This window comes from Kribbella sp. NPDC104218 (assembly GCF_055584105.1).
The window spans coordinates 1,594,554-1,614,762 of record NZ_JBVJMQ010000001.1; the positions used below are offsets into that span (position 1 = coordinate 1,594,554).

General features: G+C 70.0%; 23 protein-coding genes and 1 riboswitch. Of the genes, 8 read left to right on the top strand and 15 right to left on the bottom strand.

The window, feature by feature from the left end; translation table 11 throughout:
• Nucleotides 1-49 precede the first annotated feature (49 nt).
• The gene (locus ACZ6ZD_RS07565; protein WP_465669389.1) at nucleotides 50-736 is read right to left on the bottom strand and encodes a GAF and ANTAR domain-containing protein; all 687 of its coding nucleotides are present in this window, start codon (nucleotides 734-736) and stop codon (nucleotides 50-52) included.
• Between the two features lie 214 nt (nucleotides 737-950).
• On the opposite strand from ACZ6ZD_RS07565, the gene ACZ6ZD_RS07570 reads away from it, so the two are divergent.
• From ACZ6ZD_RS07570 to ACZ6ZD_RS07580, 3 genes are read left to right on the top strand one after another with little or no spacing between them, the layout of a single operon-like run.
• Nucleotides 951-1,364: an STAS domain-containing protein gene (locus ACZ6ZD_RS07570; protein ID WP_465669391.1), complete on the top strand. Its 414-nt coding sequence runs from the start codon at nucleotides 951-953 to the stop codon at nucleotides 1,362-1,364.
• On the top strand, nucleotides 1,361-2,656 hold the full coding sequence (locus ACZ6ZD_RS07575; protein WP_465669393.1) for a PP2C family protein-serine/threonine phosphatase: 1,296 nt from the start codon (nucleotides 1,361-1,363) through the stop codon (nucleotides 2,654-2,656). Before ACZ6ZD_RS07570 ends, ACZ6ZD_RS07575 begins: the two co-directional genes overlap by 4 nt.
• Nucleotides 2,653-3,666 carry a cobalamin B12-binding domain-containing protein gene (locus ACZ6ZD_RS07580; RefSeq protein WP_465669395.1) on the top strand — a complete coding sequence of 338 codons (1,014 nt, stop codon included), beginning with the start codon at nucleotides 2,653-2,655 and terminating at the stop codon, nucleotides 3,664-3,666. Before ACZ6ZD_RS07575 ends, ACZ6ZD_RS07580 begins: the two co-directional genes overlap by 4 nt.
• Here ACZ6ZD_RS07580 and ACZ6ZD_RS07585 read toward each other — a convergent pair.
• From ACZ6ZD_RS07585 to ACZ6ZD_RS07610, 6 genes are read right to left on the bottom strand one after another with little or no spacing between them, the layout of a single operon-like run.
• Nucleotides 3,609-4,493 (bottom strand): amidohydrolase family protein, encoded by an 885-nt coding sequence (locus ACZ6ZD_RS07585; RefSeq protein ID WP_465669397.1) that lies wholly within the window; start codon nucleotides 4,491-4,493, stop codon nucleotides 3,609-3,611. The two genes, ACZ6ZD_RS07580 and ACZ6ZD_RS07585, sit on opposite strands and share 58 nt — an antisense overlap.
• On the bottom strand, nucleotides 4,490-6,007 hold the full coding sequence (locus ACZ6ZD_RS07590) for a sugar ABC transporter ATP-binding protein (RefSeq protein ID WP_465669399.1): 1,518 nt from the start codon (nucleotides 6,005-6,007) through the stop codon (nucleotides 4,490-4,492). The genes ACZ6ZD_RS07585 and ACZ6ZD_RS07590 overlap by 4 nt, the downstream gene beginning before the upstream one ends.
• On the bottom strand, nucleotides 6,004-6,999 hold the full coding sequence (locus tag ACZ6ZD_RS07595; protein ID WP_465669401.1) for an ABC transporter permease: 996 nt from the start codon (nucleotides 6,997-6,999) through the stop codon (nucleotides 6,004-6,006). Before ACZ6ZD_RS07595 ends, ACZ6ZD_RS07590 begins: the two co-directional genes overlap by 4 nt.
• Nucleotides 6,996-8,162 carry an ABC transporter permease gene (locus ACZ6ZD_RS07600; RefSeq protein WP_465669403.1) on the bottom strand — a complete coding sequence of 389 codons (1,167 nt, stop codon included), beginning with the start codon at nucleotides 8,160-8,162 and terminating at the stop codon, nucleotides 6,996-6,998. Before ACZ6ZD_RS07600 ends, ACZ6ZD_RS07595 begins: the two co-directional genes overlap by 4 nt.
• On the bottom strand, nucleotides 8,159-9,247 hold the full coding sequence (locus ACZ6ZD_RS07605) for a mandelate racemase/muconate lactonizing enzyme family protein (RefSeq protein WP_465669405.1): 1,089 nt from the start codon (nucleotides 9,245-9,247) through the stop codon (nucleotides 8,159-8,161). Before ACZ6ZD_RS07605 ends, ACZ6ZD_RS07600 begins: the two co-directional genes overlap by 4 nt.
• Complete coding sequence (locus ACZ6ZD_RS07610; RefSeq protein ID WP_465669407.1) at nucleotides 9,244-10,347, bottom strand: sugar ABC transporter substrate-binding protein; 1,104 nt, start codon at nucleotides 10,345-10,347, stop codon at nucleotides 9,244-9,246. Before ACZ6ZD_RS07610 ends, ACZ6ZD_RS07605 begins: the two co-directional genes overlap by 4 nt.
• A 123-nt stretch (nucleotides 10,348-10,470) precedes the next feature.
• On the opposite strand from ACZ6ZD_RS07610, the gene ACZ6ZD_RS07615 reads away from it, so the two are divergent.
• From ACZ6ZD_RS07615 to ACZ6ZD_RS07630, 4 genes are all read left to right on the top strand, one after another.
• Nucleotides 10,471-11,166: an FCD domain-containing protein gene (locus tag ACZ6ZD_RS07615; RefSeq protein WP_171674134.1), complete on the top strand. Its 696-nt coding sequence runs from the start codon at nucleotides 10,471-10,473 to the stop codon at nucleotides 11,164-11,166.
• A 28-nt stretch (nucleotides 11,167-11,194) separates the two neighbouring features.
• Nucleotides 11,195-12,043: a fumarylacetoacetate hydrolase family protein gene (locus ACZ6ZD_RS07620; RefSeq protein ID WP_465669410.1), complete on the top strand. Its 849-nt coding sequence runs from the start codon at nucleotides 11,195-11,197 to the stop codon at nucleotides 12,041-12,043.
• A gap of 82 nt (nucleotides 12,044-12,125) precedes the next feature.
• Nucleotides 12,126-12,731 carry a class I SAM-dependent methyltransferase gene (locus ACZ6ZD_RS07625; protein ID WP_465669412.1) on the top strand — a complete coding sequence of 202 codons (606 nt, stop codon included), beginning with the start codon at nucleotides 12,126-12,128 and terminating at the stop codon, nucleotides 12,729-12,731.
• Nucleotides 12,728-13,105: a VOC family protein gene (locus ACZ6ZD_RS07630; protein ID WP_465669414.1), complete on the top strand. Its 378-nt coding sequence runs from the start codon at nucleotides 12,728-12,730 to the stop codon at nucleotides 13,103-13,105. Before ACZ6ZD_RS07625 ends, ACZ6ZD_RS07630 begins: the two co-directional genes overlap by 4 nt.
• Here the strand turns inward: ACZ6ZD_RS07630 and ACZ6ZD_RS07635 are convergent.
• The 6 genes from ACZ6ZD_RS07635 to ACZ6ZD_RS07660 form a co-directional block, all read right to left on the bottom strand.
• Nucleotides 13,098-13,466, bottom strand: a complete 369-nt coding sequence (locus ACZ6ZD_RS07635; protein ID WP_465669416.1) for a hypothetical protein — start codon at nucleotides 13,464-13,466, stop codon at nucleotides 13,098-13,100. The genes ACZ6ZD_RS07630 and ACZ6ZD_RS07635 overlap by 8 nt on opposite strands.
• The gene (locus ACZ6ZD_RS07640) at nucleotides 13,463-14,536 is read right to left on the bottom strand and encodes an alpha/beta hydrolase (protein ID WP_465669418.1); all 1,074 of its coding nucleotides are present in this window, start codon (nucleotides 14,534-14,536) and stop codon (nucleotides 13,463-13,465) included. Before ACZ6ZD_RS07640 ends, ACZ6ZD_RS07635 begins: the two co-directional genes overlap by 4 nt.
• A gap of 10 nt (nucleotides 14,537-14,546) precedes the next feature.
• Nucleotides 14,547-15,092 (bottom strand): histidine phosphatase family protein, encoded by a 546-nt coding sequence (locus ACZ6ZD_RS07645; RefSeq protein WP_465669420.1) that lies wholly within the window; start codon nucleotides 15,090-15,092, stop codon nucleotides 14,547-14,549.
• A complete protein-coding gene (locus ACZ6ZD_RS07650; protein WP_465669422.1) occupies nucleotides 15,089-15,844 on the bottom strand; it encodes a CbtA family protein in 756 nt (251 codons plus the stop codon). The genes ACZ6ZD_RS07645 and ACZ6ZD_RS07650 overlap by 4 nt, the downstream gene beginning before the upstream one ends.
• Before the next feature lie 4 nt (nucleotides 15,845-15,848).
• The gene (locus tag ACZ6ZD_RS07655) at nucleotides 15,849-16,046 is read right to left on the bottom strand and encodes a CbtB domain-containing protein (RefSeq protein WP_465669424.1); all 198 of its coding nucleotides are present in this window, start codon (nucleotides 16,044-16,046) and stop codon (nucleotides 15,849-15,851) included.
• Nucleotides 16,047-16,096: 50 nt separating this feature from the next.
• Nucleotides 16,097-16,165: riboswitch (cobalamin riboswitch) on the bottom strand.
• Nucleotides 16,166-16,215: 50 nt separating this feature from the next.
• Nucleotides 16,216-17,430, bottom strand: a complete 1,215-nt coding sequence (locus ACZ6ZD_RS07660) for an MDR family MFS transporter (RefSeq protein WP_465669426.1) — start codon at nucleotides 17,428-17,430, stop codon at nucleotides 16,216-16,218.
• Nucleotides 17,431-17,503: 73 nt separating this feature from the next.
• Here ACZ6ZD_RS07660 and pdxR point away from each other — a divergent pair, with 73 nt between their 5' ends.
• Entirely contained in the window at nucleotides 17,504-18,892 is a 1,389-nt protein-coding gene (gene pdxR, locus ACZ6ZD_RS07665; RefSeq protein ID WP_465669428.1) for a MocR-like pyridoxine biosynthesis transcription factor PdxR, read from the top strand.
• Nucleotides 18,893-18,902: 10 nt separating this feature from the next.
• Here the strand turns inward: pdxR and ACZ6ZD_RS07670 are convergent, their stop codons facing one another.
• Nucleotides 18,903-19,523, bottom strand: a complete 621-nt coding sequence (locus ACZ6ZD_RS07670) for a DNRLRE domain-containing protein (protein WP_465669430.1) — start codon at nucleotides 19,521-19,523, stop codon at nucleotides 18,903-18,905.
• Between the two features lie 89 nt (nucleotides 19,524-19,612).
• The gene (locus ACZ6ZD_RS07675; protein WP_465669432.1) at nucleotides 19,613-20,209 is read right to left on the bottom strand and encodes a hypothetical protein; all 597 of its coding nucleotides are present in this window, start codon (nucleotides 20,207-20,209) and stop codon (nucleotides 19,613-19,615) included.

Consider the following 20,209-nt stretch of genomic DNA (forward strand, 5'->3'; position numbering starts at 1 on the left):
GTGGGCAGGCTCACGCCGTGACCCCGCACTGCAGGAGGCCGCGACCAGCCTACTCGGCCCGGGACTCCGAGTCGGCCACGATCCCCGCGGCGACGTCGTACAGCTTGATGTTGCCGGTCTGCGACGTCCGGACCAGGAAGGCGAAGGCACGGCGCTGATCGAGCCGGTAGCGCTCCATCAGGATGCCGATCGCCTGACCGATCGTCTGCCGGGAGCTGAGCCCGATCGTGAGGGTTTCATGGGTCCGGTTCCAGCCCAGCGCGGCGGCGGCGAAGTTCGCGAACAGGTAGCCGAGCTGGACGTCGTCCGGGCCGATCACCCCGACCCCCTCGGCGAACAGATTCACCGCGCCCCGGACGTGGGACTCGGAGCGGAACTGGAAGGCCAGCTGCGATCCGATCCCGAGCTCGGCCGCCCGCGGCCCGAACCGCGGCCAGCGGCTGTCGGCGCGCAGGTCGTCGGAGCGGACGATCGGATCATCGGTCACGGCGTCCAGGCAGGGCCCTTCGGCCAGCGAGTACTGCAGCTCGTCGACCCGCAGCGCCAGCGGGCCGGTCGGCGCCAGCGTCCGGATCTTTCCGTCGGCGCCGGTGATCGAGATACTCGCGTGGTCGATCGCCGGCATCGTCCGGACGGCGGCGGCGGTGATCTCGTCGAGCGCGTCGTCGATCGAGATCGGCACCTGCAGCGAGGCCGTCACACGGTCCATCGCGGCGACAAGTTCTCGGGTGTTCATGAGCCCCCCCTGGGCAGGTCAACAGCGGGTCGCGATCGGTGGTCGAACCGGTAACCGTCGGTCACGGTTGTTGCTCCGTCCCCCACACGGTGATAGGTGTAGCACGGCCGAACGGTTCTGCAAGGTAGCCGCTCACCGGCCGCGCCCTGCCGTGGCGCCCTTGATCGAGCCGTCCCGACCCTGGTGGTCACGGACGGTGAGGAGACGTTCCGTCATGATCGACGACGACGACCTGACCATCCGGACCGCCGAAGCGGCCGACCACCTGTTGCTCACCGTGATCGGCGACCTCGATCTCGAGAACGCCCCCGCGATGACCGCCGCACTCAAGGACGCGATCGGCGTCCGGCCGGTGATCCTCGACCTGGCCGGCGTCGACTTCATGGACTCCAGCGGCCTCGGCGTCCTCGTCGGCGCCCACAAGGAGGCCGCGGCGCACGGCGCCGCGCTGCTGCTGGCCGCGCCCGGGCCCCGGCTGCAGAAGATCTTCAAGATCACCAAGCTGCACAAGGTGTTCGCGGTGTACGAGTCCGTGGCCGCCGCGGTCGCCGCGCTCGGTGAGCCGCTGCAGGTCGAGGCCGCGCCGCCCGAATCCGTCGTACCGGGCTTCGATGCGGCCGGCCCGTGAGCGGGCTCGGGCCGGCCGAGCTCGGCTCGTACGCCGTTTCCGCGGCCGGCCGGATCGATGAGCGTCCTGGACTCGCGGAGGAGATCGGACTGGCGATGGCGGGCTCACTGAACGTCCGCCGCTCGGTCCTGCAACTGCTGGACCGGCTGTGCCCCGAGTTCGCGGACTGGGCCGTGGTCGCGCTGACCAATCCGCGCACCGGCGGCGTCCAGCTGTACGGCGGCGCCGACGTCACCTCGGTGGTCAAGGTGTCCCGCCGCGCTTTGGCCGGTCAAGCGCTCGAACGGGTGCTGGCCACGGGCCGGTCCGAGCTGCTGCACGTCTCGTCCGACGACCTGGGCGACGGGCTGACCGGCCTGATTCCGCACCAGGCGCTCCGCGACCAGGCGGCCGCCTTGCGACCGGCCGACGTACTCGGCACCGGCTTGACCGCCCGAGGGACGGTGGTCGGCGCGCTGATCACCGTGCGCGGCCAAGGCCGCGGATTCGGGGCGACAGACACCGCGCTGGCCGAGCAGATCGCGGCGCGCGCGTCGTTGGCACTTGATTCGGCTCGCTTGTACGAGCAGCGCAGCCAGATCGCGAACGCGCTGCAGAACAGCCTCCTCCCGCCGGAGCTGCCGGCCGTGCCAGGTCTCGATCTCGGGGCTCGCTACCGGCCGGCGCTTGAGCAGCTCGATATCGGCGGCGACTTCTACGACCTGTTCCAGCGCGACGGCGAGTGGCTGGTCGCGCTCGGCGATGTGGCCGGCAAGGGCGTCGAGGCCGCTGTGCTGACCGGCCGCGCCCGCCAGAGTCTGCGGACCGCGGCGCACTTCGTCACCGACCCCGGTGCCTTGCTGGCCGCGCTCAACGCCGTCTTCGCCGACGACATCTCGCACCGCTTCGTCACGATGATCTGCCTCCGCGTCCGGCCGCAGGCCGATGGCGGGTTGCTGGTCGATGTCGCCGTCGCGGGGCACACGCCGCCGTTGGTGGTGCGCGCGGACGGCGATGTCGACGCGGTGGCGTGTGACGGCGCCGTCCTCGGAGTCGTCCCGGTGGCGGAGTACCCGGTGACCACTGTTCGGCTCGCTCCCGGCGACCAGATCGTGCTGTTCACCGACGGCGTCGAGGAAGCCCGCGGCGAGAGCGGCTTCTACGGCGAGGAACGTCTGCGCGACCTGCTCGGCCGGTACGCCGGCGCCGGCGCGGATGTCACTTGCGCGGCGATCGAGCAGGACGTGCTGGAGCACTTGGACGGTCGCGCCCACGACGACATCGCCGTCCTCGCGCTGGGCTGCACCGGATGATCGCCGACCTGACACCGACGTTGACCCGGTTCGAACACGCGGTGGCCGCGATCGACGTCACCGCGGCGCTTGCCGTGGTGGACGAGGCGCTCGCGTCGGGTGCGGACCCGATCGCGCTGCTGACCGAGGTGATCGGCGCCGCCCAGCGTGCCGTCGGTGACCGCTGGCAGCGCGGCGAGTGGTCGGTGGCCGAGGAGCACGCCGCGACCGCCGTCGCGACCGCGGCCACCGAGACCATCACGCGGGAAGTACGCCGGGCGCCGATCACTCGCGGCCGGGTGGTCGTCGCCTGCGCCGAGCGAGAGTGGCACGCGCTCCCGGCGATGATCATCGACTGCGCGCTGCGCTCGGACGGCTGGGAGACCACGCTGCTCGGCGCCTCCACACCGGCGCTCCGGCTCAATCAGTACCTCCAGGATCTCGGCCCGGACGCGCTCGCCGTCAGTTGCTCGATGCTCGGCTCGATCCCGACCGCTCGCCGCTTCGTCGAGGCCGCCACGGCAGCCGGCATCCCGATCCTCGTCGGCGGTCCGGCGTTCGGCTCGGACGATCTGCGCGCCCGTACGCTCGGCGCCACCGGCTGGGCTGCCGACGCGACCGGTGCGATCACTGCGATGCGCGAGCTGCCGGCCGTCGTCCCACCGGCTCAGCCGTTGGCAGACGGGCCAGTCGAAGAACAAGCCGCGTTGGAGCTCAACCACAGCGAGCTGGTGGCGACTGTGACCAGCCACTGGCCGCGGCTCGACGGAGTGGGTCTGGCGGCGTTCGATCCAGCGCTGGCGAAGGATGCCGTCGAGCTGATCCTGCACGCGATCTGGGCCGCCCTGCTCACCGCCGATCCGCGCGCGATCACCGATACGGCTTGGTGGATCCGCGCGCTGCTCGAACACCGCGACGCCCCGGTCGCGCTCGTGGCGACCCTGCATCAGGAGGTCTCCGGGGCGATCCGCGACTATCCGCTGGCCGCGGCGCTGCTCGACGACTCGTGGCCGTCGGCGGAGAGGTTGTAGGTCTCGGTCGCGGTGGTCGCGAAGACGGCTGAGCGCTCGGCCGGGGTCAGGTGGGCGGTCAGGGCCTCGGCGGCTTCGACGACGCCCGCGTAGGGAGCGGCGAGCAGGCAGACGGGCCAGTCGGAGCCGAACATCACTCGCTCCGGTGTGAAGGCTTCGAGGACGGTGTCGGCGTACGGCTTGAGGTCGGCGACGGTCCAGCTCGCCCAATCGGCCTCGGTGACCAGGCCGGAGAGCTTGCAGGTCGTGTTGGGCAGGGCCGCGAGCTCGCGGAGCTGGGTGGCCCACGGATCGAGTGGGCCGCCGATGACCGGTTTGGAGATGTGGTCGACGACGAAGGTGAGCTGGGGCAACGCCTTGACCGCTTGGACGGCGGCCGGGAGATGCGGGGTCTTGGTGAGCAGGTCGTAACCGAGACCGGCCTCGGCGACGGCGGCCAGACCGCGCTGGACGTCGGGGCGCAGCAACCATTCGAGATCAGGCTCGTCGTGGACCTGATGCCGGATGGCCTTCAGATAGCCGCCGTCCGGCCGGGCCTGCAGCTCGGCCAGGACGTCGGCGATATCGGGCGCGGTCAGATCGACCCAGCCGACCACGCCCGCGACCAGGTCGTTGCTGTTGGCAACTTCAAGGAACTCGCGGGTCTCGTCGAGGACGCCGACCGTCTGCACGAGCACGGTCGCGGTGATCCCGGCCGCGGCCGCGAGTGGCGCCAGGTCGTCGATGCCGAAGCTGCGCCGGATCGGGGCGAGCTCCGCGCCGACCATCCAGGTCTGGTCGCGGACGCTCAGATCCCAGACGTGGTGATGCGCGTCGACTCTGCTCATGCCGCTGTGGTCCCTTCGGCGTGGATGAGGCGGATGACCTGCTGACTCATCTGGTCGTAGTCATGGTTGTTCGGCAGCTCGCCGCGGATCCGGTGGTCGCGCATCACGACCACCCGGTCGGCCAGCGTGATCATCTCCGGCAGGTCGGAGGTGATCAGCAAGATGGCGAGGCCGTTCGCGGCGAGATCCCAGATCAGCGTGTGGAAGGCGTCCTTGGTGCGGACGTCGATCCCCACGGTCGGCTCGTCGATGATCAGGATCTCGGTCTGGGCGGCGAGCCACTTGGCCAGCGAGACCTTCTGCTGGTTACCGCCGGAGAGCGTTCCGGCCAGCTGGGACGGCGACGCGATCCGGATGCCCAGCTGCTCGACGTACGACGTCACCATCGCGGTCTCCGCCTTGGCGGGGACGTAGCCGAAGAGCTTGCGCAACCGGTCCCAGATGGTGACGGCGATGTTGCGGGTGATCGGCTGCTCGAGGAAGACGCCCTCCTCCTTGCGGTTCTCGGTCACGTAGCCGATCTTGTGGTTGCGCAGGGCATCGCGCACGGTGCGGATCTTGACCGCCTCGCCACGCACCCGCACCTCACCCGCGGTGATCCGGTCGAGCCCGAGCAGCGCCTTCGCCAGCTCGCTGCGACCGGCGCCGACGAGCCCGTAGAGCCCGACGATCTCCCCCGGCCGGACGGCGAGATCGACGTCCGCGTGACCGGTCGCCGTCCCGACACCGCGCAGCTCCAGGATCGGCGCGACCGAGGTGTCGACCGCGCGTTCGGGCAGGCTGAGCGCTTCGTGGACGCGACCGACCATCAGGTCGACGACCTGGTCCCGGGTCAGGTCGGCGAGCGCGCCGCCGGACAGCACCGAGGCGCCGTCCCGCAGGACGGTCACGGTGTCACAGATCTGGAAGACCTCCTCCAGTTTGTGACTGACGAACAGGACGGCGCGCCCGTCGTCCTTGAGTTTCTCGACGACGCGGAACAGCAGCGCCGCCTCGTTCGGCGTGATGGACGCCGTCGGCTCGTCGAGCAGCAGCACGCGGCTCTCGACCGACAGCGCCTTCGCGATCTCGACCAGCTGGGCCTGGGCGACGGACAGCTCGGTGACCGGTTGGTCCGGATCGAGGTCGAGCTCGAGCTCGGCGAGCCAACGGGCCGCCTCGGAGCGGATCGCGGATCGGTCGACCAGGCCGCGCGAGGTCGGCAGCTTCTGGAGCAGGATGTTCTCCCCGACGGTGAAGCCGGGAATCAGGTTGCGCTCCTGGTGGACGACGCCGATCCCGGCCGCGGCCGACTCGTGCGGCGAGCCGAACGACATCTCCCGGCCGTCCATCAGCAGGCGGCCGCCGTCGGGCCGGTAGAGGCCGGTGATCACCTTGATCAGCGTCGACTTGCCGGCGCCGTTCTCGCCGAGGAGCGCGTGTACCGAGCCGGCCTCCAGGGCCAGCGTCACGCCGTCGAGTGCGCGGACGCCGGGGAAGACCTTGACGATCTCGGATGCCTCGAACAACGTCATGACACACCTCCGGCGACGGCCGCATCGGGCGCTTTCACCACGGCGCGGCGCTCCTGGCGACGCGCCCGGACTTGACCGAGGACGACGGAACCGAGCACGACCGCGCCGACCACGAAGTTCACCCAGGACGGCTCGAGCGAGAACTCGGCCCGCGCGGTGTCGACGAAGCGGACGATGAACGCGGCCAGCACCGTCCCCAGGACGACCGCCGAACCGCCGGTGAGCAGCGCGCCGCCGATGATCGGCGCCGCGAACGACGGCAGCAGCCAGTCGCCGCCGATGCTCTTGTTCACCCCCGGGGACGACGCGACCGTCAGGATCGCGGCGACGCCGAGGATCGCACCGGACAACGCGTGCGCGACGATCACCGAGCGGTCGTTGGAGATTCCGGACAGCCGGGCGGCGATCGGGTTCCCGCCGGAGGCGAGTAGCTGCCGGCCGGGCACCGTCCGTTTCAGCAACAGCGCGAGCAGGGCGGCGACGATCAGCGCGACCACGAAGATCCACGGGACGACGCCGAACAACGCGGCCGAGCCGAACGTCTTCAAGCCTTGCGGATAAGCGTCGACCGTCCGCGTACCGACCAGCCGGTACTGGACGCCGAGCAGGATCGTCATCGTCGCCAGCGTCACGATGAACCCGTTGATCCGGGTCAGCACCACCAGGACGCCGTTCAGCAGCCCGGCCGCACCCGCCAGCACGAACCCGATCAGCAACGCGAGCGGCACCGGCACCCCGTGGTCAGCCATCAACACCCCCATCGCCGCCGCCGCGAACCCCCCGATCGCCCCCACCGCAAGGTTCAACTGCCCCACAGCAAGTACCACCATCTGCGCCAACCCGATCAACACCGGCACCGCCAAGAACTGCAACAACACCCGAACCGAGTTCCCCGCCAACAACTCACCCCCAGACGCAACCACCAACCCCACAAAAAACACGAGCCCAATAACCAGCAACGTCATTTCAGTAGACCGAACAAACCGCTTCATCGCGCACCTCCCGAAGAGCCCGCCGCCTTCGGCGGCGGGGAAGCGGAGGAGACAACCGAGGCGCTCGGCCCGGAGGGCGGGGTGCCGGCTCCGGCGACTGCTTGGCGGGTGGAGAGGAGGGTTCGGAGGCGGTCGGTGGAGAGGGCTAGGAGGAGGATGAGGCCTAGGTAGATGTTGAGGCTTTCCAGGCCTACGCCTAGGAGGTCGAGGCCTTTGCGGATGACGGTGGTGAGGGCGGTGCCGAGGAGGGTGCCCCAGATGGAGACGAAGCCGCCGGCGAGGAGGGTGCCGCCGAGGATGGGGCCGAGGAAGGAGGGGAGCATGAACTCTTCGCCGATGGTGGCTTTGATGGAGCCGGTGGAGACGGCGAGCATGAAGCCCGCGAGGGCGGCCAGGCAGCCGGACATGGCGTGCGCGATGATGACGCGGCGCGCGGTGGGGATGCCGGAGAGCTCGGCCGCGCGGACCGACGAGCCGGTCATCAGGAGTTCGCGACCGAGCCGGGTGCGAGCGTAGATCCAGCCGACGACGGCCATCGCGACGACCGCGAAGATCGCCAGCTGCGGGACGGCGGGTGAGCCGCAGACGTTACCGACGCAGACGTCGGCGAGGGAGTAGTTGCGCAGCTCGCGCATCCCCGGTGGTTTCGTCACGAACGCCGCGTTCTCGGTCAGCGAGGTGTAGACGAGCGGAATCATCCCCAGCAGCAGGAAGTCCAGCGCCAGCGTCACGACGAACGAGTTGACCCCGGTCCGCGCGATCACCCAGCCGGCCAGCGCGCCGATCGCCGTCCCCGCCACCAGCCCCACCAGGAGACCGGAGTACAGGGTGAAGTGCCACAGGTCGTACGAGATGCCGGTGATCATCATCGAGAACGCCGCCATCCGGCCGACGGCGAGGTTCATGTGCCCGATCGACAGCACACACAGCTGTGCGAGCCCGACCACGGTGAACATCGCGATATCGCGCAACAGCGGGAACACCACGAGCTGCTGGTTGAAGAACGCCGGCCGCAGTACGCCGAACAACGCGCCCAGCAGCACCACCAGGATCAGCAGCCCGACCCGCTGGTTCGCCCACCACGGCGTCCCCCTCGGCGGCTTCTCGACCGGTGCGTCCTCGCGCAGCGCCTCGGTAGCCGTCGACGAGACCGGCGCGCTCACGACACGCGCCGATCGTCGATCGCGTCCTGGTCCCAGTCGATGCCCAGCCCGGGGACGTCGGGCGCCACCGCATGCCCGTCCGCGATCTGCATCTCGGAGCGGGTGATGGCCCGCAGCTGCGGGATGTGCTCGACGTACCGTCCGTTCGGCACCGCAGCGGTCAGGCTGACGTGCAGCTCCATCAGGAAGTGCGGACAGACCTCCAGGTTGAAGGACTCCGCCAGATGCGCGACCTTCAGCCACGGAGTGATGCCGCCGACCCGTGCGACGTCCACCTGCACGATTCCGGCGCCACCGGCCGCGACGTACTCGCGGAACTGCGAGACCGAGTACAGCGACTCCCCCACCGCGATGGGGATCGAGGTGGACTCCGCCAACCGCACGTGCCCGGTTACGTCGTCCGCCGGCAGCGGCTCTTCGAACCACGACAGGTCCACCGACTCGAAGGCGGCCGCCCGGCGCTTGGCCTCGGCGTACGTCATCGACTGGTTGGCGTCGACCATGATGTCGAGCGAAGGCCCGACCGCATCCCGTACGGCGCGCAGCCGGTCCAGATCCTCGTGGACGCGCGGTTTACCGACCTTGAGCTTCACACCGGGCCAGCCGGCCTTCTGCGAAGCCAGTGCGCCCGCGACCAGCTCGTCGGTGGTCAGATGCAGCCAGCCGCCCTCAGTGTCATAGAGCGGCACCTCACGCCGGTGGCCGCCTGCCAGCCGCCACAGCGGCTCACCTGCCCGCAGACAGCGCAGATCCCACAGCGCGGTGTCCACAGCCGCCAGCGCGAGCGAGGTGATCGCACCGACCGTGGTGGCGTGGGTGGACCAGAAGAGGTCCGACCACGCCGCCTCGACGTTCCGTGCGTCCACTCCGAGCAGTCTGGGCAGCAGGTTGTCGCGCAGCAACGCCAGTACGGCGGTGCCGCCGGTGCCGATCGTGTACGAGTAGCCCAGCCCGGTCAGCCCATCAGCTGTCTCCAGCGAGACGAAGATCGTCTCCTGCTTGAGGAAGGACTGCACGGCGTCCGTGCGGACCGTCTCGACCTCCAGGTCGACCAGGTACGCCTCAGCCCGCGTAATTGCGCTCACTGGCAGCTCAGCTGCTTGGCGAACTCGGTCTCGAGCTCCTTGGTCTTCGCCTTGCGCTCGTCGTCGTACGTGTCCACGTTGTCCTTGGTGACGACGAACGAGCCGGAGTCGACGATCACGCCCGGGGTCTTCATCGTGCACTGCTTGGACTGCAGCAACGCGAGCAGCCAGCCGCCGACGTACGCCTGACCGACCGGGTTCTGCGTGACGGTCGCGGCGACGCCGCCGGACTTGATCCCGGACAGGATCTTCGCGTCGTCGTCGATCGCGACCACCTTGATCGGAAGCTTGCTCGAGGCAACGCCGTCGGCCGCGGCCACCGCGGGGTTGTACGCGGTCGTGACGATGCCCTTGATGTCCTTGCCCTTGGACGCCAGCAGGTCGGCGACGGCCTTCTGCGCGGTGGACAGGTCCTTGTCGATATCGGTGATCACCGGCAGCTCGGTGACCTTGCCGTTGGTCTCGGCAACGGCCTTCTTCACACCGGCGATCCGGCGCTGGGTGTTGGAGTCGACGTTGTTCCCGGTCAGGTGCACGATCGCGCCTTCGCCGCCGATCGCCTCGATCGTCGCCTTGGCCGCCTTGTACGCCGCCGCCTCGACATCCGTGGACAGGCAGAAGTCGGCCGAGTTCGTGTCACCGGCCGGGCAGGAGGCCAGTGAGCCGACCGCGAACCCCTTGGCCTTCAGGTCCTCGAAGGTGGAGTTGATATCGGTCGGCGACACGCCGAAGATGCCGAAAGCGTTGTAGCCCTGGGCGGCCAGTGAGTTGATCACGTTGTTCTGTTTGCCCTGGTCCCACTCGCCGGTCTCGTTGAACGTCACGTCGCCGAGTTTGAAGTCGGCCTTGTCGACGTCCGCGGTGGTTTTCCAGGGCTGGAAATAGGGGTGTGCGCCCCCCGGGATCAGCGCTAGCTTGACCTGGGAACCGTCTTTCAGCGTGACCGGTCCCGAGCTGGAACCGGTGGAGGCGTCGTCCTTCGGGCCGCCGGCAGAGCCGGAGTCGGCGGGTTTCGTCGTACAGCCGGTGGCCACGAGGGCGACGGCGGCCAGGCAGAGGGCGGTCCTACGGAGAGCGGCGCCGGCGGGGGCGAGGGTCATGAGCGGACTCCAGATCCTATAGGATATTGCGAAGCTGATGCTGCCGCCTCACACTGGAGCCGTCAAGACTCGTCGAGGTAACGATGACGAGTCGGGCAGAATAGGGTTCGGGAGGAGTGCACTGTGACTGATGCGCATGTGGGTCTCGCGGGGCAGTTGACTCGCCTGCCGCAGCGGCAGGTGCTGAGCGACGACGTCTACGAGACCGTCAAGGGCCTGATCATGGACAGCGTCGTCGAGCCGGGCACCCGGCTGAACATCGACGCCCTGACCCGTGAGCTCGGCATCTCGCAGACCCCGATCCGGGAGTCGCTGGCCCGGCTGGAGTCCGACGGCCTGGTGATCAAGGAGCCGCTGCGCGGTTACCGGGTGTCGTCGCGGCTGAGCCGGCCCGAGTTCGAGGACCTGTTCGAGTTCCGGCTGCACATCGAGCCGTGGGCGGCCGGTCGGGCCGCCGAGCGGGCGGCGGCCGACGATCTGGTCCGGCTGAAGGACGAGATGCTCAGCTACACCGACGTCCCCGACCGGCCGGCGTACGAGAGCTACCGGGCGATGGCGGCGCACGACCAGCGCTTCCACGATCTGGTGCTGGAGCTGTCCGGTAACGAGACGGCCCGGCTGTCCTTCGCCCGGACGCACTGCCATCTGCATCTGTTCCGCTTGTACTACGGCGGTGGGATCGCGACCAAGGCGCTGCGCGAGCACAAGAACGTCGTGGCCGCCGTCCGCAAGGGCGACCCGGTGGAGGCGGCAGCGGCGATGCGGGCGCATATCGAGGCGTCCCGGGAGCGGCTGCGACCGATGTTCGACCAAGAGTGATTTCTTCCGTCCGAATCAGGAGACATCTGTGGAACTGCTGCGCCTCGGCGCGGTCGGCGAGGAGCGCCCGTACGTGCGCGCCGCCGACGGCGTCGTCTACGACCTGAGCCCGCTGACCGCCGACCTCGACGGCGGCTTCCTCGCCGCCGACGGCATCGCCCGCACCCGCGCCGCCCTGGACGCCGGTGAGCTCACCGCGGCCGACACCGACGGCCTCCGCATCGGCGCGCCGATCGCCCGCCCGGGCGCCGTGGTCTGCATCGGCCAGAACTACGCGGCCCACGCCGCGGAGTCCGGTGCCGAGCCGCCGAAGCAGCCGATCGTCTTCTTCAAGCACCCGAACACCGTCGTCGGCCCGAACGACGAGGTCCTCGTCCCGCGCGGTTCCACGAAGACCGACTGGGAGGTCGAGCTCGCCGTCGTCATCGGCAAGCCCGCCCGCTACCTGGAGACCGACGAGGAAGCCCTCGCCTGTATCGCCGGCTACACCGTCTCGAACGACGTCTCCGAGCGCGCCTTCCAGCTCGACGTCTCCGGCGGCCAGTGGTCCAAGGGCAAGTGCTGCGAGACCTTCAACCCGCTCGGCCCGGCCCTCGTCCCCGCCGACCAGGTCGACCCCACCAACCTCGACCTCAAGTCCTGGGTGAACGGCGAGATCCGCCAGGACTCCAACACCCGCGACATGATCTTCCCCGTCGCCACCCTGATCCGCGACCTCTCCCACTACATGGTCCTCAGCCCCGGCGACATCGTGAACACCGGCACCCCCCAAGGCGTAGCCCTCTCCGGCCGCTTCCCCTACCTGTCCCCCGGCGACACCATGGAAATCGAGATCCAAAACCTCGGCAAACAACGCCAACCCCTCGGCAAGGCCTAACCACCCCCAACCGGCGTCGCCGTCCACACAGTGTGAACTCGGGGGTCCGAGTTTGTCGGTGGGGGTGCTTAGGGTCGCGCGTATGACAGAGGAGTTGGCGCGGATTCGGGCTTCGTACGACACGGTGGCGACGTCGTATGCGGAGTTGGTGGTGGAGGGGCCGGAGTGGGAGGTTGCGGCTTTTGAGCTGGTTGTAGGGGGCGCGGCGGGGCGGGCGGTGCTGGATGCCGGGTGTGGGCCGGGGCGGACGACTGCGCTGCTTGCCGAGCGCGGTGGGCAGTCAGGTTCTGGTGTGGTTGGGCTCGACTTGTCGCCTGGGATGCTGGCGGTCGCTCGGCGCGATCATCCCGCGCTCGATTTTCGGGTGGGGTCGATGACCGCGCTCGAGTTTCCCGATGAGTTCTTCGGGGGTGTGGTGAGTTGGTGGTCGATCATTCACTTGCCGCGGGAGTTGGTGTCGGTGGCGTTGGGTGAGTTCTATCGGGTGCTGGCGCCGGGTGGGGTGTTGTTGCTGGGGTTTCATCTTGGGGAGGGGTCGACGCACCTGACGTCGGGGTACGGCGGGCTGCCGATGGATGTGCAGGTGCACCGCTGGCGGCCGGAGGAGCTGGTCGAAAAGGCGGTCGCGGTTGGATTCACGCCCTGTCAGACTGATTTACCCGACGATTGCGTGGTGTTCGGCAAATGACTTCTCGCGTGCGGACGGTGACGTTCGATACCCATGATCCGTACGAGTTGGCCGGGTTCTGGTTGCAGGTGCTGCGGGCGCCGCGGCCGGACTACGACCACCCTGGCGACCCGGCGGCGGAGGTGGTGACCGACGGGATGACGTTGTTGTTCGAGCAGAACGACGACGTGAAGTCGGTGAAGAACCGGGTGCATCTGTGTCTGGAGCCGGATGGGCCGCGGGATGCCGAGGTCGAGTGGTTGCAGACGCTCGGGGCGACCGTCGCGAACGACCTGCGGAACCCGGACGGGACGGGCTGGGTGGTCATGCTCGATCCGGAGGGGAACGAGTTCTGCGTCCTGCGGAGCGCGGCCGAGCGGGCTGCGACTAGCTGACCGGCGCCTCGCCGGTGAGCGTGATCCGCCAGTCCGTCGTCCAGGCGTGGACGGCGACGTCCAGGCCGTCGCGGGTCGCTGTCGCGCGGTAGTGGCCGTCTTCCGCGGGAGCCACGGTGACGGTCCAACCGCGGGCGCGGAAGGCCTCGGCCGCGGCGCGGACGGAGGCGGCCGGGTCAGGCGCGGCGGGGTTGCCGGTCTCGACGGTGATCCGGGCGATGGTGGCGGCGCCGCGGCCGTCGAAGAGGACGCCGGGGTTGATCGGGCCGGGGTCGTGCGTGACGACGGGCTGCTGATCCGGTACGACAGCGGCCGCGACGGCGAGTAGCTCGTCGCGCAGGGTGTCGCGGGGTGTGGTCATCGCCGGGGTCCTTCGGTGGTTCGTGGTCGGTGGGCTCCGCCGGGGCGGGCGCCCGCGGTGCGAGTGGCGGATGCGTCGGTGGGCGGTCTGGCCGCCTGGGTGGGTGGCGCGAGGCCGCCGTACACCTTGGCCGCGACGCCGGCGGCTCGGTTGAGTACCGTCCCCCAGGCCAGCTTCGTCTCTTGGGCGCGGGTGGTGTCGGTGGTGGTGATCGACGTCAGGTCACCGCGGACGACGCGGCCGATGTTGCGCAGCGCCTCGCTGTTCACGCGGTAGTACTCGTTGTGCCAATGCACGGAGACGGATTCGTCGCTGTTCGTCGCCATCCGGATCGCGTCCGGGAAGGTGGCCGGGTCGGGGCCGTGCCATTCGGAGTACGAGACGTAGTCGCCGGGCGCGCGTTCGACGTACAGGCGGGTCGGGGGCTGGACGAAGTCCGCGGCCTCGTCGACGTACTTCGTGATGCCGGGCGAGCCGGTCAGGACGACGCGGTCGGCGCGGGCGCCGTGCAGGAGGGCCTGACCGACGACGTCCGAGCCGTAGGAGTGGCCGACGAGCGTCGTGGTCGCGTCGGTCAGGTCGTCGAGCTCGGTCAGGAAGGCGGCGAGCCGCGGGCCGCCGTCCAGCGCGGCCTGTTTGCTCGCGGCTGCGGCGAGGCCCTGGGGTGATTCGTAGTCGAGCCAGGCGATCGTGACCGTCCCCGGGCCCGCCTCCTGCCGGATCAGGTCGGCGCGGTCGGACTGGCCGCGGAAGGTGTCCAGGCTGTTGCCCATCCCGGGGACGAGGACGGCGACGTTCCGCGCCCGGTCGAGATCGCCGAGCACCTCGACCGCCCGGCCTTGTCCCTCGGGGTCGATCTCCAGGAACTGGCGGGGCCGCCGGACCTCGACAACCTTGCCGTCGGCATCGATCGCGGTGCCCTTGACCGGCGTGAGCAGCTCGGCCACGGTGTCGAGGCGTTTGCGGTCGGCTGCGGTCGCCGTCCCCGTGGCCACCGCGGCCTGCAGGCGGTCGCGAGCCGCGAGCAGGCGTGCGTGGTTGGCACGGAACCGCTCGGCGAGCTCGCTCATCCGCACTCCGTCAGTGGAAGGCCAGGGACCAGCTGCCAGTGTGGTGGGACAGGTTCACCGTTGCCAAGGGCCGGACATCCACATGCCGCAACGACTCCGCCGGAGCATCGAGCACATACAGAACGATCGCCCGGAACACCGACGGGTGCACAACCGCCACAATCCGCTCCCGGTCAGTGGTGGTGATGTCGGCTAGCCAGTGGGCTGCTCGGGCCAGGACGTCGTTCTCGGTCTCGCCGTTGGGGGTGGCGGTGTGGGGGCGGTCGAGCCAGGCGGCTACGCGGGTCGGGTCGGCCGCCAGGAGTTCTTCGAGGGGGCGTCCCGACCAGTCGCCGTACTCGCGGTCGCGGAGGGCCGGGTCGACGATCGGCGACAGGCCGAGGGCCTCCGCGGTGGCGATAGCGGCCGGCTCGGGACCGGCGTAGGTGGCGTCGGCGTCGAGCTTGAGCTCGTGGGCCGCCGCCAGGCTCGCCGGGTCCGGGTCCGGGGCGCCACCGAGGACGAGGCCGCGCAGCGCGGGGGTCAGTGCGTGGGCGACCAGCGTCAACGAGCTCAAGCATTCACCTTCTGTTCGGATGGCCGGCGGGCCACCGCGGCCGCGTACCCGAATCCGAGCAGGAGCCACAGCGTCGCCTGCGTACCGAGCGAGGCGAACCGGAACTGCCACAGCAGCGTAGCGGGGAACGCGTCCGGAACCTCGTTGATCCGCGGCAGGATCAGGTACGCCGCCACGACCGTCACGAGCAGCCCCGCGACGAACCCGCCCAGCCGCGCGATCTCGCCGTACCGGGCCGCCCAGCGCGACAGCGCGACCCCGGCCCAGACCGCGAGCAGGCCGAGCACGATCGTCAGCAGGTAGGTGAGCGTCCGCCGCGTGATCGTCTCGGGATCGCCGACCGCCGGCGGGTTCGGCGGGTACTTGAGGAACGGCACCAGCACGATGCCGACGAACCCGGCCGCGGCCAGGCCGAGCGCGGCGTACCCGTCGTTCGGCGTCCGCAGCTTGCGCCGCAGCAGCGTGAAGCCGACGGCGAAGATCCCGCCGAGGGCGACGCCGTACAGGCTGGTGGCCAGGAAGAGACCCGCCTTCTGGCCGGTCCGGCTGACCAGCGGCTCTTCTTCTTCGGCGGCGGGCGTCGCGTGCTCGTCGCCATGGTCATGGGTGTGCCCGCCCGATGCCGCCTCTTCGATCGCGATCGCGGCGTCCACGTGTGGCTCACCGGTGACGTACGCGAAGGTTCCGGCCAGCAGGCCGGCGAAGAGTCCGACGATCAGGCCGCGCACCAGGAGTGATCCGAAGGTGCGCATCTGATCAGTGGCAGGGGACGCCGAGGAGGTGCCGGCCGTCGTGCATCAGCTCATGCAGGAACATGCCGGACTGCGACACCGCGCCCTGGTCGAAGCCGACCAGGTACGCGAGCAGCAGCATCAGGGCGACGCTGACGGCCGAGAGAACGAGCAACCGGGGTGAGATGGCCGGTACGGCGACCGACTGGGCAGGAGCTGCCATCAGAACCTCCTGGGGAAGTGCGCGTCCCCTTCGAAAGGCTGCTGATATCCGGGCATCCTGACTCACGAGCAAGCTCGCTCACAGTGGCGCGGCCGTGCCGGATTTTCACCGGCTTCCCCCGGATATCGCAGGTTGTCCCTCGAACCGTAGCCGCCGGTCCGTTGAAGGGTCAACGGGCCGTGAGAATCGCCTCGGTCCGCCGGTCCCGGGCCTTGGCCGTGACCAGATAGCCCACGCTGGTCGCAACGCCGAGGACGAAGCAGAGCACCCACAGGCTCTGGCCGTGGTGCTGCAGCAGGTAGCCGGCCAGCAGTGGCGCCGCCAGCCTGGAGGCCTGGCTCGTTGCGCCGAAGAAGCCGAAGTACCGACCGCGCAGCGCGGCGGGTGCCATGGTCCCGACCGTACTGTCGAGGACGGCGAAGTACGCCATCTCGCCGCAGGTCCAGATGGCGACCGTCAGCGCGTAGAACCAGACCGTGTCGGCCGCACCGGTCAGCCCGAAGCCGACGCCGACCAGCAGCGCGCCGAGCGCCAGCACCTTCGAGTACGAGCGGTCCCGGATCAGCCGCGGGAGGAAGAGCTGGCCGACCACGATGAGCAGCGTGTTGACCGCGTAGATCCGGCCGTAATCGGCGGCGTCCAGACCGTCGTGCTGGACGGCCAGCGGCAGCCCGGCGTTGCTCTGCTTGAAGATCAGCTGGAAACCGATGAAGAGCAGCACGAAGGTCAGAAAGGGGCCGTCGGCAAGGATCGTCCGGATCGCGCCGCGGCTCGGGCCCTGCTGCTCGGCCGTCGCCGGCTCCGGCGTGGTGTTCGGGACGAAGTACCACAGGATCGCCGCCAGCAGGACGACGCCGATCGTGTCCAGGATGAAGATCGTGGCGAAACCGGAGCGCATCGCGAGCGGCGCGGCCAGCGCCGCGATCGACGTCCCGACGTTGATCGCCCAGTAGTTGATGCTGTACGCGCGCGGCCGGTCGGCCGGCGGGACGACGTCGGTGATCATCGCGCTGACCGCCGTCCCGGCGAACGACATCCCGACGCCGAACAGGGCCATCGCCGCGGCGATCGCGGGCAGGGTCGTGCTGACGGCGGCGCCGACCAGGGCGATTGCCGTGAGCAAGTATCCGGACAGCGCGGTACCGCGCCGGCTCCAGCGGTCCGCGAGGGCGCCGCCGGCCAGCCCGCCGACGATACTGCCCGCGCCGGAGATGGCCAGGATGACGCCGATCTCGGCCGGGCTGGTCCCGCGTTCCTCGCGCAGGTAGAAGGTCAGGAAGATCAGGACGAACGACGCGATGTTGCCGACCAGCGTGATCGTCCACAGTGACCAGAAGGCGGCCGGCAGCCCGCCGGTCAGTTCGCGCCAGCGGCGACTGAGCATGGAAGCACCTTTCGGGAAGAAGTTCTCCCGAGTAGTCTGTGCGCGAAGTGGTACAGGGGTAAGATCCACCTTGATGACAGATACTTGGACCACTTTGCGCGAGGTACTGCTCCCGGACGGCGAACCCGGGCGGCAGCCCGGTCGTGAGCTGGAGCGCCGCCTGCGCGAGGCGATCCGCTCCGGCCGGCTGCGCGCGGGCGAGCGGCTCCCGTCGAGCCGCGACCTGGCCGGGCAGTTCGGCATCGCCCGCGGGACGGCGGTCGCCGTCTACCGCCAGCTGGGCGCCGAGGGGTACGTCGTCTCCCGGCACGGCTCGGGCACGAAGGTGGCCGACAGCGTCGCCGAGGCCGCCGTCCAGGCTGAGACCGGCCCGGCCCGGAGCTGGCGGTACGGGCTGGGCCCCGGGCTGCCGTCGCTGGCCGCGTTCCCGCGCAGTGCGTGGCTGGCCGCGCTCCGGAAGGGCCTGGCCGATCTGGACGACGTAGAGCTCGGCTACCCCGATCCGGCCGGTCTGCTCCCGTTGCGCGCTGAGCTGGCCGGTTACCTCGGCCGCGTCCGCGCGGTCGTCGCGGAGCCGACCGACCTGGTGGTTACCCACGGCACGTTCGACGCGCTCGGCCTGCTCGCGGGTGCGCTGCACGCGGAGGGGCACCGTGAGATCGGGCTGGAGGACCCGGGGAGCCAGGAGCAGTACGAGCTGTTCGCCAACCGCGGGCTGACCGGTCGGCCGATCCCGGTGGACGACGAGGGCATCCGGGTCGACGTCCTGGCCCGCAGCTCTTGCCGCGCGGTGCTGATCACCCCCGCGCATCAGTACCCGCTCGGCGTGAGCCTGAGCCCGGACCGCCGACGCGCGCTGCTGCAGTGGGCGCGGAGCACGGACAGCTTGGTGATCGAGGACGACTACGACGCCGAGTACCGCTACGACCGCGCGCCGGTCGGAGCGCTGCAGTCGATGGACCCCGATCACGTCGCCTATCTGGGGACCCTCAGCAAGACGCTGGCTCCGGCGCTGCGGCTCGGCTGGATGGTCCCGCCCGCCCGGATGCTGACCGAGCTGGTCCGCCGCAAACGCCTGGACGACCGCGGCTGCGGCTCGCTCGAACAGGCCGCCCTGACGCGTTTCCTGTCGTCAGGCGGCTACGACCGACACCTCCGCCGGACCAGGCTGCTCTACCGCGACCGCCGCGACGCGCTCCTCGAAGCCCTCGCCCGCGACCTCCCCAGCTGGCGCCCGATCGGCATCGCGGCGGGCCTGCACGTCGTCCTCCAGCTCCCGCCGGGCACCGACGACCGTGCCCTGACCACCCGCCTCGCCGACCACGACATCCGCGTCGTCGCGCTCTCCCGCTACTCCCACACCGGCCCGGCGACCCCCGGCTTGGTCCTCGGCTACGCCGGCCTCACCCCCGATCGACTCCGCGCCGCCGTCCGCGCGATCGCCGTCCAGACCCGGGGGTGAGACCCGGCGCTCAGGCGGTCGTGACCTCCAGGCCCGCCGAGGCTCCGGCGAACTTCTTCCACTGGTTCTGGTTGTTCTCGTCGGGAGCGCGCAGGCCGAAGTGCAGGTACTGCGCTCCCGCGTCGGCCGCGGCCTGGATCGCCTCGTGCACCGGACCGTCGATGGCCGACGTCCGCGCCGCCACACCGCCGAACCGCAGCACCGTCGGCGCGGTACGCGCGGCCCCATAGGCGGTCCCGAGCGGCCGAAGCCAGGTCTGCGCGTCGGCGGCGTTCTCCCAGGTCATCGACGGGCTGAGCTCCCGAACCGCGAACAGCTCCACCGGCTGCGCAGCATGCGTCGGTGTATAGGTGAGCTGAATCGTGAAGGACGCCGAGGTGATCGTCGCACCGGCCAGCCCCGCGACCGGCACCCGCACGAACGACCGCCAGACACCGCTCCCGCCGTACTCACGGCCGACCAGCAGCGCCGTGTTACCCCAGTACGACGTCCGCGGCCACTGACTGGCCACCTGCGTCCAAGCATCCGCCGCAAAGAACGTCGTCGCCCGCGCCGGGAGCGCAACCGCCAAAGGCGCCACCGCCGCAGCGGCCGCAATACCGAGCATCGAACGCCGTGACAACTGAGTCATGAGAACTCCCTTTGATCGTGAGGTGCGCACACCGTGACACCCGCCGAAGGTGAGCAACAGCTATTCGAAACGCCTCGAAACACCCAGCCTCAGGCGATGCTGACGTCGAGCGCGGTGGAGGCGGGATCGAAGTACTTGCAGTGGTACCTGTTCCACTCGTCGGGGGCGCGGAGACCGAACGAGATGTACGGCGACCGCGCGGTCGCCGCGGCCTGGATCTGCTGCCGGACGGCGTCCGCCGCGAAGCGGAGAACCGGCTGCGGCGGGGTGGTTTCGGACGTCGCCGACAAGGTGTCGAGATGCCTGAGCCAGGTGTTCGCGTCACTCGAGTTCGCCCAGCTGACCGGCTCCGCGGGATCCAGATCGCGGAGGCCGTAGAGGTCGACCGGGTACGGGTGCTTGCTCGTCGACGCGAGCAGCTTGATCGTGAACGCGGCCGCGGTGATCGTCTTGCCGGCCAGCCCGGCGATCGGCACCCGGAACATCGCCCGGCAGCTGCGGGGCCCGAGCGTCTCGACCCCCACTTGCGCGTACGAACCGTGGTTCCAGTAGCCAACTGGAAAGTTCTGAATGATCGAGGCCCAGTTGTCGAGTGGGTATCTGGTCGCCGCCTGCGCGGGGAGCGCGGCGGCGAGTGGGGCGGCAGCGGCGATGCCGAGCACCGCGCGGCGGGTGAGGTGGCTCAT